Source organism: Streptomyces sp. NBRC 109706, from assembly GCF_000974485.1.
Taxonomy (GTDB): Bacteria; Actinomycetota; Actinomycetes; order Streptomycetales; family Streptomycetaceae; genus Streptomyces.
This window is the reverse complement of the sequence record NZ_BBOM01000014.1, coordinates 74,483-88,382: the sequence shown is the minus strand read 5'-3', so window position 1 is coordinate 88,382 and position 13,900 is coordinate 74,483. Positions and strand designations below refer to the sequence as shown.

The 13,900-nt window shown below is 72.2% G+C and carries 13 protein-coding genes; 7 read left to right on the top strand and 6 right to left on the bottom strand.

Features of this window, described 5'->3' with window-relative positions; genetic code table 11:
• Positions 1-34: 34 nt before the first annotated feature.
• The 4 genes from AOM46_RS30035 to rhaI all read right to left on the bottom strand — a co-directional run bounded on the left by AOM46_RS30035 (position 35) and on the right by rhaI (position 5,738).
• Positions 35-787: a (Fe-S)-binding protein gene (locus tag AOM46_RS30035; RefSeq protein WP_062217653.1), complete on the bottom strand. Its 753-nt coding sequence runs from the start codon at positions 785-787 to the stop codon at positions 35-37.
• A 1-nt stretch (position 788) separates the two neighbouring features.
• Positions 789-2,297, bottom strand: coding sequence for a rhamnulokinase family protein (locus AOM46_RS30030; protein ID WP_267887833.1), 1,509 nt, complete (start codon positions 2,295-2,297; stop codon positions 789-791).
• A 218-nt stretch (positions 2,298-2,515) separates the two neighbouring features.
• Complete coding sequence (locus tag AOM46_RS30025) at positions 2,516-4,573, bottom strand: bifunctional rhamnulose-1-phosphate aldolase/short-chain dehydrogenase (protein WP_062217650.1); 2,058 nt, start codon at positions 4,571-4,573, stop codon at positions 2,516-2,518.
• 4 nt (positions 4,574-4,577) lie between these two features.
• On the bottom strand, positions 4,578-5,738 hold the full coding sequence (gene rhaI, locus AOM46_RS30020; RefSeq protein ID WP_062217647.1) for an L-rhamnose isomerase: 1,161 nt from the start codon (positions 5,736-5,738) through the stop codon (positions 4,578-4,580).
• A gap of 255 nt (positions 5,739-5,993) precedes the next feature.
• Here rhaI and AOM46_RS30015 point away from each other — a divergent pair, with 255 nt between their 5' ends.
• From AOM46_RS30015 to AOM46_RS30000, 4 genes are all read left to right on the top strand, one after another.
• Positions 5,994-6,314 (top strand): L-rhamnose mutarotase, encoded by a 321-nt coding sequence (locus AOM46_RS30015; protein ID WP_062217643.1) that lies wholly within the window; start codon positions 5,994-5,996, stop codon positions 6,312-6,314.
• A 175-nt stretch (positions 6,315-6,489) separates the two neighbouring features.
• Entirely contained in the window at positions 6,490-7,512 is a 1,023-nt protein-coding gene (locus AOM46_RS30010) for a LacI family DNA-binding transcriptional regulator (RefSeq protein WP_062217640.1), read from the top strand.
• A 58-nt stretch (positions 7,513-7,570) separates the two neighbouring features.
• Positions 7,571-7,993: a YjbQ family protein gene (locus tag AOM46_RS30005; RefSeq protein ID WP_062217637.1), complete on the top strand. Its 423-nt coding sequence runs from the start codon at positions 7,571-7,573 to the stop codon at positions 7,991-7,993.
• A 32-nt stretch (positions 7,994-8,025) separates the two neighbouring features.
• Positions 8,026-8,577 (top strand): NUDIX hydrolase, encoded by a 552-nt coding sequence (locus tag AOM46_RS30000; protein ID WP_062217953.1) that lies wholly within the window; start codon positions 8,026-8,028, stop codon positions 8,575-8,577.
• A gap of 86 nt (positions 8,578-8,663) precedes the next feature.
• Here AOM46_RS30000 and AOM46_RS29995 read toward each other — a convergent pair whose 3' ends face one another.
• Positions 8,664-9,557: a dihydrodipicolinate synthase family protein gene (locus AOM46_RS29995; protein ID WP_062217634.1), complete on the bottom strand. Its 894-nt coding sequence runs from the start codon at positions 9,555-9,557 to the stop codon at positions 8,664-8,666.
• A 7-nt stretch (positions 9,558-9,564) separates the two neighbouring features.
• Complete coding sequence (locus AOM46_RS29990; RefSeq protein WP_062217631.1) at positions 9,565-10,725, bottom strand: mandelate racemase/muconate lactonizing enzyme family protein; 1,161 nt, start codon at positions 10,723-10,725, stop codon at positions 9,565-9,567.
• Between the two features lie 99 nt (positions 10,726-10,824).
• Between AOM46_RS29990 and AOM46_RS29985 the strand changes: the two genes are divergently transcribed.
• From AOM46_RS29985 to AOM46_RS29975, 3 genes are read left to right on the top strand one after another with little or no spacing between them, the layout of a single operon-like run.
• Complete coding sequence (locus AOM46_RS29985) at positions 10,825-11,661, top strand: IclR family transcriptional regulator (protein ID WP_062217628.1); 837 nt, start codon at positions 10,825-10,827, stop codon at positions 11,659-11,661.
• Complete coding sequence (locus AOM46_RS29980) at positions 11,661-12,944, top strand: ABC transporter substrate-binding protein (RefSeq protein WP_062217625.1); 1,284 nt, start codon at positions 11,661-11,663, stop codon at positions 12,942-12,944. The genes AOM46_RS29985 and AOM46_RS29980 overlap by 1 nt, the downstream gene beginning before the upstream one ends.
• Positions 12,941-13,900 (top strand): carbohydrate ABC transporter permease, encoded by a 960-nt coding sequence (locus tag AOM46_RS29975; protein ID WP_062217623.1) that lies wholly within the window; start codon positions 12,941-12,943, stop codon positions 13,898-13,900. The genes AOM46_RS29980 and AOM46_RS29975 overlap by 4 nt, the downstream gene beginning before the upstream one ends.

The window sequence follows — 13,900 nt, the reverse complement described above, 5'->3', positions numbered from 1 at the left end:
GTCCCTTCGCCGCCGGAAGCCGTAGCCCGCACCCTCACCACTGCTCATCCTCCGTGCTGGCAAGGATCTCGGCGAGGTGCACGGGCCGCACCGAGGAACCCATCCGGGAGAGGGTGCCGCCGATATGCATCTGGCAGGAGTTGTCCACCGTGCACACCGCCGCCGCCCCGGTCTCCTCGATATGCCGCGCCTTGTCCGCGCCCATCGCCGCCGACACCGCCTCGTTCTTCATCGCGAACGTGCCACCGAAACCGCAACACTCCTCGGCACCCGGCAGATCCAGCAGCTCAAGCCCCCGCACCGCCGACAGCAGCCGACGCGGCCGCTCGCCCAGGCCCAGCATCCGCAGCCCGTGGCAGGTCGGGTGGTAGGTCACCGCATGGGGATAGTAGGCGCCCACATCCGTCACCCCCAGGACGTCGACCAGGAACTCCGTCAGCTCATAGGTCCTGGGCACCACCGAGGTCGCCACCGAGGCCAGGCCCCGGTCCCGCCCCTCCGCCAGCGCCCGCGCGCCGATCCTCGGATAGTTGTCCCTGACCATCGCCGCGCACGAACCCGAGGGCGTCACGATGTGGTCATAGCCGTGGAACGCCCGTGCGAAGCGCCGCACCAGCGGCTCCGTCTCCCTGCGGTACCCGGTGTTGAACTGCGCCTGCCCACAACACGACTGCTCCTCGGGGAAGTCCACGGTCACCCCCAGCCGTTCCAGCAGCGTCACCACCGCCTGGCCGGTCCGTGGAAACAACGTGTCGTTGACACAGGTGACAAAGAGCGCGACGCGCATGTCAGTCCCTTCCACCGCTGGCGATCCGGTCCGCCGCCCGCCGCCACGCCGTCGGATCCCCCTCGGGGAGGAACCGACGCAGCGGCAGCGAGGCGCGCGGCAACGAGCGTAGCCGCGACAGCCCGCCCCGCACCGCCCCCGCCGCCCGCGCCTGCACCAGAACGTTGCCCAGCGCGGCGGCCTCCGCCGGGCCCGCCACCACCGGCAGCCCACAGGCGTCCGCCGTCAGCTGACACAGCAACGTGTTGTGCGCGCCGCCCCCCACCACATGCACCGTGGCCACCTCGACGCCCGACAGCCGGCGGGCGTCCAGCAGCGCCGCGCGGTGCGCCAGCGCCAGCGAGTCCAGCACACAGCGCACCATCTCGCCCCGGTCCCTCGGCTCCGGCTGGCCGGTGCGCCGGCACGCGGCGGCGATCCGCGCCGGCATCCCGCCGGGCGCGATGAACTCCGCCGCCCCCGCGTCCACCACCGAACGCAGTCCCGGGGCCCGCGCCGCCGCCGCCAACAGCGGCCCCAACTCCGGCTCGGCCCCGCCGTCGGCCCAGTCCCGAAGGCACTCCTGCAACAGCCACAGGCCCATGATGTTCCGCAGATAGCGTACCGTGCCGTCCACGCCCAACTCGTTGGTGAAGTTGGCCCGCCTGCTCTCCTCCGTGAGCACCGGCGCGGACAGCTCCAGACCCGCCAACGACCAGGTGCCCGTCGCGACATAGGCGAACGGACCCTCCGCCGCCGGCACCCCGGCCACCGCGGAGGCCGTGTCGTGCGAACCCACCGCCGTCACCGGAACCGGCCCCTCAAGGCCCGTCTCCGCCAACACCGCCGGCAGCAGCTCGCCCGCCGGATCGCCCGGACGCCGCAGCGGCGGGAACAGCCCCAGATCGATCCCCACCGCATCGGCCACCTCCCGCGCCCAGTCGCCGGTGCGCGGATCGATCAGCTGGGTCGTCGACGCGTTGGTCAGCTCCGTGCCCCGCACCCCCGTCAGCCAGTACGAGATCAGATCCGGGATCAACAACAGGCTGCGTGCGGCGGCCAGTTGCGGCGTATCCCGCGCCGCGACCAGCTGGTAGACCGTGTTGAACGGCAGGTACTGCAACCCGGTCGCCGCGTACAGCCGCTCGGGCGACAGCACCGACGCCACCCGCTCGGCCGCGCCGGCCGTCCGCTCGTCCCGGTAGTGCACCGGATTCCCCAACAGCGCGCCCGAGGCGTCCAGCAGGCCGAAGTCCACCGCCCAGGAGTCGATCCCCACCCCGGCGAGCCGCCCCCCGGTCCGCCGCCCCGCCGCCCGCAGCCCCTCCACCACCCCGCGATAGAGCGCCAGCACATCCCAGTGCAGCGTGCCGCCCACCCGCACCGGACGGTTGGCGAACCGGTGCGCCTCGACCAGCGACACCGCGCCGTCACGCACCTCGCCCAGCATCACCCGCCCGCTGGACGCGCCCAGATCCACGGCGGCGAACGGAAGACCGTCGGCGCCCACGGACACCGGGGAAGCAGACACGAGGCACCTCGAAAAGTCGAAGGAAACAGTCGGAGGGAACAGCCGAAGGAAACAGCCGGGAAAAAGAGCCGAAGGAGAAAGCCGAAAGGGGACAGAACGGAACGGGTGACGATCGCGGGTGGACCGGGGCGGCCGGGGACGGCGGAACGCGCCGGGCGGACCGGACCGGGAACCGGCCCACCCGACGCGCTGCCACCGACACCCCGACCGAACCCGCCTCAGCGCAGGAACGCCGCCGCCACCCCCGCGTCGACCGGGATATGCAACCCCGTGGTGTGGCTCAGATCGCCACCGGTCAACGCGAACACGGCCGCCGCCACATGCTCGGGCAGCACCTCGCGCTTCAACAGCGTCCGCCGCGCGTAGAACTCGCCCAGCCGCTCCTCCTCCACGCCGTACACCGCCGCGCGCTTCGCCCCCCAACCGCCGGCGAAGATCCCGGAGCCGCGCACCACACCATCCGGGTTCACCCCGTTGACCCGCACCCCGTGCTCGCCCAACTCGGCCGCCAGCAGCCGCACCTGATGCGCCTGATCCGCCTTGGTCGCCCCGTAGGCGATGTTGTTCGGGCCGGCGAACACCCCGTTCTTGGAGGCCACATACACGATGTCGCCCCCCATGCCCTGCTCGATCATCACCCGCGCCGCCTCCCGCGACACCAGGAACGAGCCCCGCGCCATGATGTCGTGCTGCAGGTCCCAGTCGGCGACCGTCGTCTCCAACAGCGGTTTGGAGATGGAGATCCCGGCGTTGTTCACGACCAGGTCCAGCCCGCCGAACGCCAACACCGCCGCCCGGACCGAGGCCCGCACCTGCTCCTCCGAGGTGACATCAACGGCCACCGCCACCGCCCGGTCGGGACCGCCGATCTCGGCCGCCACCCGCGCCGCCGCCTCCCCGTTCACGTCGGCCACCACCACGGCCGCCCCCTCGGCCGCCAGCCGCACCGCCGTGGCCCGCCCGATGCCGGACCCGCCGCCCGTCACCAGCGCCACCCGCGTCGCCAACGGCTTGGGCGCGGGCATCCGCCGCAGCTTCGCCTCCTCCAACTCCCAGTACTCGATGCGGAACTTCTCCGACTCCTCGATCGGCGCATAGGACGACACCGCCTCGGCGCCCCGCATCACCTGGATCGCGTTCACATAGAACTCGCCCGCCACCCGCGCGGTCTGCTTGTCCTTCCCGAACGAGAACATGCCGACGCCGGGCACCAGCACGATCGCCGGATCGGCGCCCCGCATCGCCGGGGAGTCCGCCGTGGCATGCCGCTCGTAGTAGGCCCGGTACTCCTCCCGGTAGGCCGCGTGCGCCTCCCGCAACCGCTCCTCCACCCGCGTGAGCGGAGCGTCCGCCGGCAGATCCACCACCAGCGGCCTGACCTTCGTCCGCAGGAAGTGGTCGGGACACGACGTCCCCAGCGCGGCCAGCCGGGGATGCTCGGCCCGCGCCAGAAAGTCCAACACCGGCCCGGTGTCCGTGAAATGCCCCACCTGCGGCCGGTCCGTCGACGCCAACCCCCGGATCAGCGGCGCCAACGCCGCCGCCCGCTCCCGGCGTTCCGCCTCCGGCAGCGCCCCGTACCCGGGCAGCACCGGGCCGAACGGCTCGGCCCGGCCCCGCTCGGCCAGGAACGCCTCCGCCGTCCTGATGATGTGCAGCGAATTGCGTTCGCACTCCTCGCTGCTCGCACCCCACGCCGTGATCCCGTGCCCGCCCAGCACACAGCCGATCGCCTCCGGACGCGACCGCCGCACCTCGGCGATGTCGAGCCCCAACTGGAAGCCCGGCCGCCGCCACGGCACCCACGCCACCGTGTCCCCGAAGCAAGCCCGGGTCAACTCCTCGCCGTCCGCCGCACAGGCCAACGCGATCCCCGAGTCCGGATGCAGATGGTCGACATGCGCCGCCTCCACCAGACCGTGCATCGCCGTGTCGATCGAGGGCGCCGCGCCCCCCTTGCCATGCAGGCAGTAGTCGAACGCGGCGACCATCTCGTCCTCGCGCTCCACCCCCGGATACACCTCCACCAGGGCCCGCAGCCGATCCAACCGCAGCGCCGCCAGGCCCTCGGCCCGCAGCGTCCCCAGATCGCCGCCCGAGCCCTTCACCCACAGCAACTCGACCGCGCCACCCGTCACCGGATCGTCCACGGTGCCCTTCGCCGAGGTGTTGCCCCCCGCGTAGTTGGTGTTCCTGGGATCGGCGCCCAGCCGGTGCGAACGCTCCAACAGCGCCGCCACCACGGCCTCGCCCGCTCCGTTCCGTTCCGCGCTCATCCGCTCAGGCCCCCCAACCGGCCTGCTGGCCGCCCACGCGCTCCGCCACGATCCGCTCCGCCCAGCCCGACCGCCGGTAGGCGTCCATCGGATCCGGGTCCAGCCCGCGCTCCTCGCGCCACTCGGCCAACAGCGGGCGCACATCGGTGTGATAGGCGTCCATCAGCACCGCGTTCGCCCCCAGCACATCACCCGCCGCCTGCGCCGCCGCCAACGCCTCGGCGTCCACCAGCAGCGCCTTGGCCGTCGCCTCCTGCACATTCATCACGGAACGGATGATCGCCGGGATCTTGGGCTCGATGTTGTGGCACTGGTCCAGCATGAACGCCACCTCGGGGACGAACCCGCCGCCGCGCACCACCTCGTACATGATCCGGAAGAGCTGGAACGGATCGGCCGAGCCGACCATCAGATCGTCGTCCGCGTAGAAACGCGAGTTGAAGTCGAACCCGCCGAGCTTCCCCTCCCGCAGCAGCGTCGCCACGATGAACTCGATGTTGGTGCCCGGGGCGTGATGCCCGGTGTCCACCACCACCTGCGCCCTCGGCCCCAGCTTCAGGCAGTGCGCGTAGGCCGTGCCCCAGTCCGGAACGTCCGTCATATAGAAGGCGGGTTCGAAGAACTTGTACTCCAGCAGTATCCGCTGCTCCTCGCCCAACCGCTCGTAGACGGCCGTCAGGGCCTCCGACAGCCGGTCCTGGCGGCTGCGGATGTCGTCCTGCCCCGGGTAGTTGGTGCCGTCGGAGAACCACAGCTTCAGATCGCGCGAGCCGGTGGCGTCCATGATGTCCACGCACTCCAGCAGGTGCGCCAGCGCCTTGCGACGCACGGCGGCGTCCGGATGGGTGACGCTGCCCAGCTTGTAGTCGTCCTCCTGGAACACGTTCGCGTTGATCGTCCCGAGCCGCAGTCCGCGCCCCTCGGCGTGCTCGGCCAGCGCCGCGTAGTCGTCCACCCGGTCCCACGGGATGTGCAGCGCCACGGTGGGCGCCACCCCGGTGTGCCGATGCACCCGCGCCGCGTCGTCCAGCTTCTCCCACGGGGTTCGCGGCACGCCCTGTTGGGCGAACACCTTGAACCGGGTGCCGGAGTTGCCGTAGGCCCAGGACGGGGTCTCGATGGCCTGGGAGGACAGGGCCGCCTTGACGGCGGTGGAGGGGGTCATGCGATCAGGGCTCCCGTAGCGCGCGGACGAGGTTCTGTCGAACCAGGATCTCTGCCATGTGTGAAACGTTTCACTCCGCTCCGACGCTAAGAGCGGGGCGGGAGCGCTGTCAAGGGAGCGAAGCGATCCATTCGCCGTCTACCACCGCCTTTTCGGATGTCGCCGGGGCGCGCCGCCCCGCCTTGACGCTGGGCGAGGCGGCTGGCTAGCTTGCGTCCACCCGCGTGAAACCTTTCAGAGAGCTGGGTGATTCCCGTGCAGCGCGTCTGTTTCCTGTTGAGGGTCCGCGCCGACCGGATCGAGGAGTACCGGGAGCGGCACGCCCATGTCTGGCCCGAGATGTGTGCCGCGCTGTCGGCGAGCGGCTGGCACAACTACTCGCTCTTCCTGCGCGAGGACGGGCTCCTCGTGGGCTATCTGGAGACCGACGACTTCGACGCGGCGCGGCGCGCCATGGAGGAGACCGAGGTCAACGCGCGCTGGCAGGCCGAGATGGGCGACCTCTTCGAGGCGCTCGACGGGGAGCGGCCGGACGAGGCGATGAGGCCGCTGACCGAGGTCTTCCACCTCGCCTGACCACCGGGCCGCCCGGCGCGGCCCGAACACCCTCGGCCCGCGCGGCGGGACGTCGTCCGGTGACGCCGCCCGGTGAGGCCCCCCTTCGGCCCGGGCGGCGCGAACTCCCGGCGGCGAAGGTGCATACCATGGCCCGGCGGGACGCGGCGGGTCACGAGACGAACGGAACACGCACATGGCGCAGACGGTGGGGATCAAGGAAGTGGCCCGGGCCGCGGGCGTGTCCGTCGGAACCGTCTCCAACGTCATCAACCGCCCCCAGATGGTCGCCGAGGAGACCAGGGAACGCGTCCAGGCCGCCATCGTCCGGCTCGGCTATGTGCGCAGCGAGTCCGCCCGGCAACTGCGCGCCGGACAGAGCCGGATCATCTCGCTGCTGGTGCTCGACATGGCCAACCCGTTCTTCGTCGATGTCGCCTCCGGCGCCGAACGCGTCGCGCGCGCCGAGAAGTTGGGCGTGATGCTCTGCAACAGCGCGCAGAGCGTCGCCGAGGAGGCCGACTATCTCTCCCTCTTCGCCGAACAGCGGGTCCGGGGCGTGCTGCTCACCCCGGCCGACATGAGCGGCCGTAACCTCGCCGAGTTCCGCCGGCACGGGATCCCGTTCGTCTTCGTCGACCGGGTCCTGCCCAGTGCGGAGGGCTGCTCGGTCTCCGTGGACGATGTGCGCGGCGGCACGCTCGCCGTGCGGCATCTGCTGGAGCAGGGCCACACCTCGGTCGCCTATGTCAGCGGCCCGATGTCGCTCCAGCAGTGCCGGGACCGCGAGGAGGGCGCCCGGATCGCCCTCGACGAGGCGGGCCTCGCGCCCTCGGCCCTGCATCATGTGGAGGCCGAACGCCTCGACGTCACCGCGGGCCGCGACGCCGGCGCCCGTCTGCTCGGGCTCTCCCCGCGCCCGTCGGCCGTGTTCTGCGCCAACGACCTGCTGGCGCTCGGCGTCCTCCAGGCGCTGTTCGCCGGCGGCGTCCGGGTGCCGGAGGAGATGGCGCTGGTGGGCTACGACGACATCGAGTTCGCCGCCGCCGCTGCCGTGCCGCTCACCTCGGTGCGCCAACCGGCGTTCCGGATGGGGCGTCAGGCGGCCGAGCTGCTGCTGGAGGAGACGGGCGAGGACGCCGGCCTCCACCGCCACCAACGGATCGTCCTGGACCCGGAGTTGATCGTCCGCGACTCCACCCTCCGCACGCGCCGCTGACCACGCCCGGGGGCCGCGCCCGCGTGCGCCGGGGGCGAGGGCGGGGGACGATGGAAGCATGTCTGACGCCTTCACCACCGATGTGATCGAGATCGCCACCGGATCGTCCGAGGTGATCCACGACCTCACCCGGGACTGCGCCGCCTTCCTGCGCCGGGCGGCCGGCGGCCGGGACGGCCTGCTGAACGTGTTCACCCCGCACGCCACCACCGGCATCGCCCTGATCGAGACGGGCAGCGGCAGCGACGACGATCTGCTGGCCGCCCTGCGCGACCTGCTGCCGCCCGACAACCGCTGGCACCACCGACACGGCCCCACCGGCCACGGCCGCGACCATGTGCTGCCGGCGCTCGTCCCCCCACACGCCACCCTCCCTGTGCTGTCCGGCCAACTCGCCCTGGGCACCTGGCAGTCGGTCTGCCTGGTGGACACCAACGTCTCCAACACCGACCGTCAGGTGCGGTTGAGCTTCCTGGGGTGATCGCGGCCCGGGGTTCTTGGTTGGATGGCGGCATGGCTGATCAGACACCGCTCTCCGCGGACGAGCTGCTGGACATCGTGGACGAGCGCGACCGGGTGGTGGGGCAGGCGCGGCGGGGTGAGGCGTATGCCCGCAGGTTGCGGCACCGTTGCACGTTCGTGTTGGCGCGGAACGCGGCGGGGGAGTTCTTCGTGCACCGCCGCACCGCCAGGAAGCTGGTCTTCCCCTCGCGCTACGACATGTTCGTCGGCGGGGTGGTGGGCGCGGGGGAGTCGTACGACGAGGCGGCGCTGCGCGAGGCGGAGGAGGAGCTGGGGGTGTCGGGCCTGGCCGCTCCCACGCCCCTGTTCAGGTTCCTCTACGAGACCCCGGAGCACACCTGGTGGTCGGCGGTCTACGAGGTCCGGTGCGACGGACCGGTCGATCCGCAGGCGTCCGAGGTCGCGTGGCACGCGTTCCTCACCCAGGAGGAGCTGGACCGGCGGCTCGACGAGTGGAGCTGGGTGCCCGACGGCATGGAGGCGTACCGCCGGCTGCTGGCGTGGCGGCGCGAGGGGAGCGCGGGGTCGGGAACGCCCGGGTAGCCGGCCGGTGTCGGCCCGCGCCACCCTCCTCCGGGCGGCCTCCGGGCGGAAGCGCGCGGGAGTACGGAGGGTGGGCGCGGCCGGGTTCAGCGGGTGGTGATGCCCAGCGGGGTGAGCACCTCGTGCAGGGCGGCCCTGGTCGGGGCGTCGAGCGGGCGGGCGGGGGCGCGGACGGTGGCGTCGGCGATGAGCCCACGGGCGAGCAGCACCTCCTTGTGTATCGCCCAGGCCCACCCCTGCTGGAGTCCGTGCAGGACCAGCGGCAGCAGCCGGGCGAAACCCTCCCTGGCCTCGGCGCGCCGGCCGGCGGCCCAGTCGTCGAGCACCGGGCGCAGCAGGTCGGGGAACTCGCAGGCCGGCATGGTGCCGATGGCGCCGCGCGCGTACTCGTCGAGGCAGAACTGGGCGTTCATGCCGCCCAGTACGGCGAACTCCTCGCCGACGGTGTCCACCACGGCGGTCACCTTCGCCGGCGTCGGCGGCGCCTCGACCTTGACGGAGGTGACGCCGGGCAGCTCGCCCAGCCGTGCCAGCGTCGCGGGGGCCATGGTCACGCCGGTGACGCCGGGGGCGTCCTGGACCATCACCTCGCAGTCCGTGGCGGCGGCGACGTCCGCGTAGAAGTCGACGAGCTGGGCGGGCGTCGGCTTGACCATGTAGGGCGGCAGCACCATCAGCGCGGCGGCGCCGTCCGCCGCCGCGGCCCTGGCCTGTTCCACGGCGGTGACCGTGGATGTCGCGTTGACGCCGGCCACCACCGGGACGGCACCCGCCGCGACGTCGACGACCTCGCGCAGCACGCGGGCGCGTTCGTCGGCGGTCAGCGCGAAGGTCTCGCTCGCCATGCCGGAGACGGCCAGCCCGTCGACGCCGCTGACCAGGTTGAACTCCACCACCCGGCGCAACGAGGGGAGGTCGAGGGATCCGTCGGACGCGAAGGGGGTGGCCAGGATCGGCGCGAGCCCGTGGACGAGGGGCATGGCGGAATCAGTCCTTTCCGGCGAGGTCGCGGACGACCTGTTCGTCGACGTCGATGCCGAGCCCGGGCCCGGCGGGGAGGGGGAAGTGGTCCGGACGGACCTCCAACGGGGTGCGCAGCACGCGCTGGCCGACCTCGGTGGAGGTCGGCTGGTACTCGAAGACCAACAGGTCCTCGACGGCCGCCGCCACCTGCAGGCCGGCGGCGAGGGCGACGCCGAGCCCCACGGAGTGGTGCGGCGCCACCGGGATGTGTGACGCCGCGCACAGCTCGGCGATCGCCATCGCCTCGGTGATGCCGGTGCGGGCCACGTCCGGCTGGGCGATGCCCAGCGCGTGGCCGCGCAGCCAGCGGGCGAACTCGTAGCGGTTGCGCAGGGTTTCGCCGACGGCGACGGGCAGCGTCGCCCGCTCGCCGAGCCTGCGGTGGCCCTCCTCGTCCTCGGGCGCCAGGGGCGCCTCGAGGAACCAGCCGCCACGGTCGGCGAGGCCGGCGGCGAGCCGCCGGGCGTCGGCCTGGCCGTAGGCCCAGTGCGCGTCCACGGCGACCCGGAGCGTGGGCGCGGCGGCCCGGACGGCGTCCACCGTCGCCAGGTCGGCGTCGACGCCGTGTCCGAGGTGCAGTTTGACGGCGTCGGCGCCCCGGCCCGCCCAGTCGGCGGCCAGCTCGGCCCGCTCCTCGTCGGTGGCGCGCGGCAGCCCCGAGACATAGGCCGGCAGCCGGTCCCGGAACGCCCCGCCGAGCAGCGCGGCGACGGGGGCGCCGCGCAGCCGTCCCGCCAGGTCCCAGAGCGCGATGTCCACGGCCGCCAGCGCGTCCGCCTGGTGGCCGACCAGATGCCCGCGCTCGCGCATCAGGTCCCGCAGCGTCACCCAGGCGGGGCGCGGGGCGAGCGCGTCCCGCCCCAGCAGGACGGGGGCGAGCAGCAGATCGACGATGTCCGCCGGCACCTCGGGGGCGACCGGCGCCAGCGCCTCGCCCCAGCCCGCCGTGCCGTCCTCGGCCGTCACCTTGACCAGCAGGGTCTCGAACCGGCGCGAGTAGAGACTGCGCCAGGGCGCGCGCACCTGGTAGCCCGCCGGCACCTCGCTGCCGTCCGGCAGGACGCCGAGATAGGCCTCGTCATGGAAGACCTTGAGAACGAACGTCTCGACCGAGGCGATCTGCATGCGTGCATCCATTCTTCGGTTGAAGCCTTGCAATGTGCGGATAGCCTAATGCAGTATCCAACGCGTATCGCAAGTATTCCGGATGTAGGAGAGTTGGCCATGGCTGCTGAGCAGGGCACGAGCACGAACCAGAGCGTGGAACGCGCCGCGGCCGTGCTCGCCGCGTTCCATGACGGACGACCGCTCCGGGTCGCCGATGTCTCCTCCCGCGCGGGGCTCGGACAGTCCACGACGTCCCGCATGCTGGCGACGCTCGAATCGCTCGAATACGTGGAGCGCGACGCCGAGTCAGGGCTCTACCGGCTCGGCACGGGGCTGATCACCCTGGCCGGCTCGGCGCTCAACCAGCATCCGGTCTACCGCGCGTCCCGCCCGCACGCCCAGGAGGCGGCCGCGCTGCTCGGGCTCGGCGTCAACGTGTCCGTCCTGCACCGGGGCACCGTCTTCTACCTCGCGAACTACGAGGGAGCGCTCGCCCCCAAGGCGATGACGCTGGCCGGGCAGCGCAACGCCCTGCACGCCACCGGGATGGGCAAGTGCCTGCTGGTGGGCACCACCCCGGAGGAGCGCCGCGCGCTCCTTCCCGAGCTGCCGAGGTTCACCGGCCGGACCGTCGGCACCCATGAGGAGCTGGACGCGCAGATCGCGCTGGTCGGCGAGCGCGGCTACGCCACGGAGGTCGAGGAGCTGGCCCTGGGCCGCGCCTGTGTGGCGGCGCCGATCCGGGACACCTCGGGGGAGGTCGTCGCGGCCATCTCGATCTCGGGTTCGCTGTCGGCCGTCGACATCGACCACCGCGAGGGCGAGTTGGCCGGACGCGTGATCGAGACCGCCGACGAGGTCAGCACGGCCCTGGGCTACACCGGCCCCGCCGTGCACCCCCACCGGGCCGGTGGGGCCCCCGTCACGCCCCGCACCTCGGGCGGTGTCGCGTGATGGCGGCGCGCAACCGTCCCTCGGGCCCTTCCCGGCGGCAGTTGCTGGCCATGGGGCTCGCGGCCACCGCGGGCGCCACGCTCGCCGGCTGCGGTTCGCGCGGCGGATCGGCCGGCGGCAGGACCGTGTTGGAGTTCCCCTCCTGGCAGGCCGTCGAGGGCACGTTCTCGCTGTGGTGGAACGAGCTGATCGCCGAGTACGAACGGCTCCACCCCGAGGTGCGGATCGACTTCTACTCGCTGCCGTTCGACAGCTATGTCGACCAGCTCACCATCCGGTTCGCCGCCAACGACCGCCCCGCGATCACCCACCTCCCGGCGCGCAACGCCGCCGAGTTCGCCGGCCGGGGCTGGCTGGCGTCGCTGGAGGACCGCCTGCGGTCCACCGACATCCTGGACAGCTGGACGCCGTTGCAGGAGGAGATGGCGCTGGACGGCGAGAACCACGGTGTCCTGCTGCTCGGCTACGGCTACAACCTCTACTACAACAGGCGGTTGCTCGAATCCGTCGGAGCCGGGGTCCCCACCACCCCCGAGGAGATGATCGCCGCCGCCGAGGCGATCACCGGCGACGGGATCTTCGGCTTCGGCGCCACCACGGCGCCCAACCCCGACAACTACACCGAGCTGGCGGCCTTTGTCGTCGGCTCCGGGGCCGAACTCTCCACCGACGACGGCCGGTTCACCGCCGACAGCGACGGGGCGATCGCCGGCCTCGACCTCTACCGCCGGGCCCTCGCCCAGGCGCCGCGCGGCATCCAGTCCCAGCAGCGCAACGAGCTCTTCCTCACCGGGAAGATCGCGATGCTGCTGGACGGCCCGTTCTTCCTGAACGAGCTGGCCGGCGCCGGCGACGCGGTCCGCCCCCATCTCGACGTCGCCCGCGCACCGTTCCCACGGGTCCCCGGCGGCGTCTCCAACAGCATCCACATGCCCGCCGGCATCGACCCGGACAAGGCCGAGGCCGTCTGGGAGTTCATCGCGCTGGCCAGCAGCCCCGAGTGGCAGCGCCGCTACACCGAAGTGACCACCAACCCCGCGCCACGGGCCGACTCCGTCACCGCCGAGGCCGTCGCCGAGACCCCGCAGCTCGAACTCTTCCAGCGGCTCGCGGACGAGGCCGTGTCGATCTTCCCCGGCCACCAGGAGCACCGCGAGCGGTTCGGCCGGATCAGCGACATCGTGTCGGCCGCCGCCACGGCGCTGATCACCACCGGCGAGTCGACCGCCTCGATCGCCGCCCACCTGCAGGACGAGCTCGAGCAGGCCATGGAGTCCAGATGAGCACCGAACCGAAGTCGACGTCACGCGTCCCGGCACCGCCGACCACGTCCGAGACCTCGCCCGCGCTGCGGCGTGCGCACCGACGTCGGGGCGCGTTCGCCTATCTGACGCTCTCGCCCACCCTCGCCGTCGTCGGCCTGCTGATGGCCTATCCGCTCTATGTGGCGATCGACCTGAGCCTCCGGGGTGGCCAGATCTCCGATCTGCTCAATCTGGACCAGAACCCGCTCACGTTCGACAACTACGGCGAGATCCTGACCGACCCGGGTCTGGTCAACGACATCGTGCGGTCGATGGTGTACACCCTCGGCGTCGTACTGCCCGCGTTCGGTATCGGGCTCGGCCTCGCCGTCCTGCTCAACAAGGCGTTCCCCGGGCGCCGGATCATCCGGCCACTGGTCCTGCTGCCCTGGGCGGTGCCGGGCGTGGTGGTGAGCGCGGCGTTCAGCTGGATGCTCGACGCCTCCTACGGCGTGGTGAACTACCTGCTGCGCACGGTCGGCGTCATCGACGGCAACGTCGCCTGGCTGGTCGACTCCGACACCGCCATGTTCGCCGTGATCCTGCCGACGATCTGGAAGTACTACCCCTTCTTCGTGCTGATCCTGCTGGCCCAGCTCCAGTCGGTGCCGGGCGAGCTGTACGAGGCCGCGCGGATGGACGGCGCCTCGCCGCTGCGGCAGTTCGCCCATGTCACCTGGCCGGCCGTCCGGGCGGCCTCGTCGTTGGCCATCGTGATCACCGGCATCGGGGTCTTCCGCGAGTTCGACTTCATCTTCCCGCTCACCGGCGGCGGCCCCAACGACGCCACCCAGACGCTCGCCATCCGGATCTACAACGAGGCCTTCCAGTTCTTCGAGATGGGCATCGCCGCCGCGCTCGGCATCGTGACCATGGCGATCTGCGGCGCCCTGCTGGCGGCCGCCGGCCGGTCCGTGCGCCGCGAGTTCGGCTGA

What these genes read in the sequence shown, in the direction of transcription:
- rhaI (WP_062217647.1), bottom strand. Translation starts at nt 5,738, where the DNA reads ATGACCCCCTCCACCGCCGTCAAGGCGGCCCTGTCCTCCCAGGCCATC.
- AOM46_RS30010 (WP_062217640.1), top strand. Translation starts at nt 6,490, where the DNA reads ATGGCGCAGACGGTGGGGATCAAGGAAGTGGCCCGGGCCGCGGGCGTG.
- AOM46_RS29985 (WP_062217628.1), top strand. Translation starts at nt 10,825, where the DNA reads ATGGCTGCTGAGCAGGGCACGAGCACGAACCAGAGCGTGGAACGCGCC.
- AOM46_RS30000 (WP_062217953.1), top strand. Translation starts at nt 8,026, where the DNA reads ATGGCTGATCAGACACCGCTCTCCGCGGACGAGCTGCTGGACATCGTG.
- AOM46_RS29980 (WP_062217625.1), top strand. Translation starts at nt 11,661, where the DNA reads ATGGCGGCGCGCAACCGTCCCTCGGGCCCTTCCCGGCGGCAGTTGCTG.
- AOM46_RS30025 (WP_062217650.1), bottom strand. Translation starts at nt 4,573, where the DNA reads ATGAGCGCGGAACGGAACGGAGCGGGCGAGGCCGTGGTGGCGGCGCTG.
- AOM46_RS30035 (WP_062217653.1), bottom strand. Translation starts at nt 787, where the DNA reads ATGCGCGTCGCGCTCTTTGTCACCTGTGTCAACGACACGTTGTTTCCA.
- AOM46_RS29995 (WP_062217634.1), bottom strand. Translation starts at nt 9,557, where the DNA reads ATGCCCCTCGTCCACGGGCTCGCGCCGATCCTGGCCACCCCCTTCGCG.
- AOM46_RS29990 (WP_062217631.1), bottom strand. Translation starts at nt 10,725, where the DNA reads ATGCAGATCGCCTCGGTCGAGACGTTCGTTCTCAAGGTCTTCCATGAC.
- AOM46_RS30005 (WP_062217637.1), top strand. Translation starts at nt 7,571, where the DNA reads ATGTCTGACGCCTTCACCACCGATGTGATCGAGATCGCCACCGGATCG.
- AOM46_RS29975 (WP_062217623.1), top strand. Translation starts at nt 12,941, where the DNA reads ATGAGCACCGAACCGAAGTCGACGTCACGCGTCCCGGCACCGCCGACC.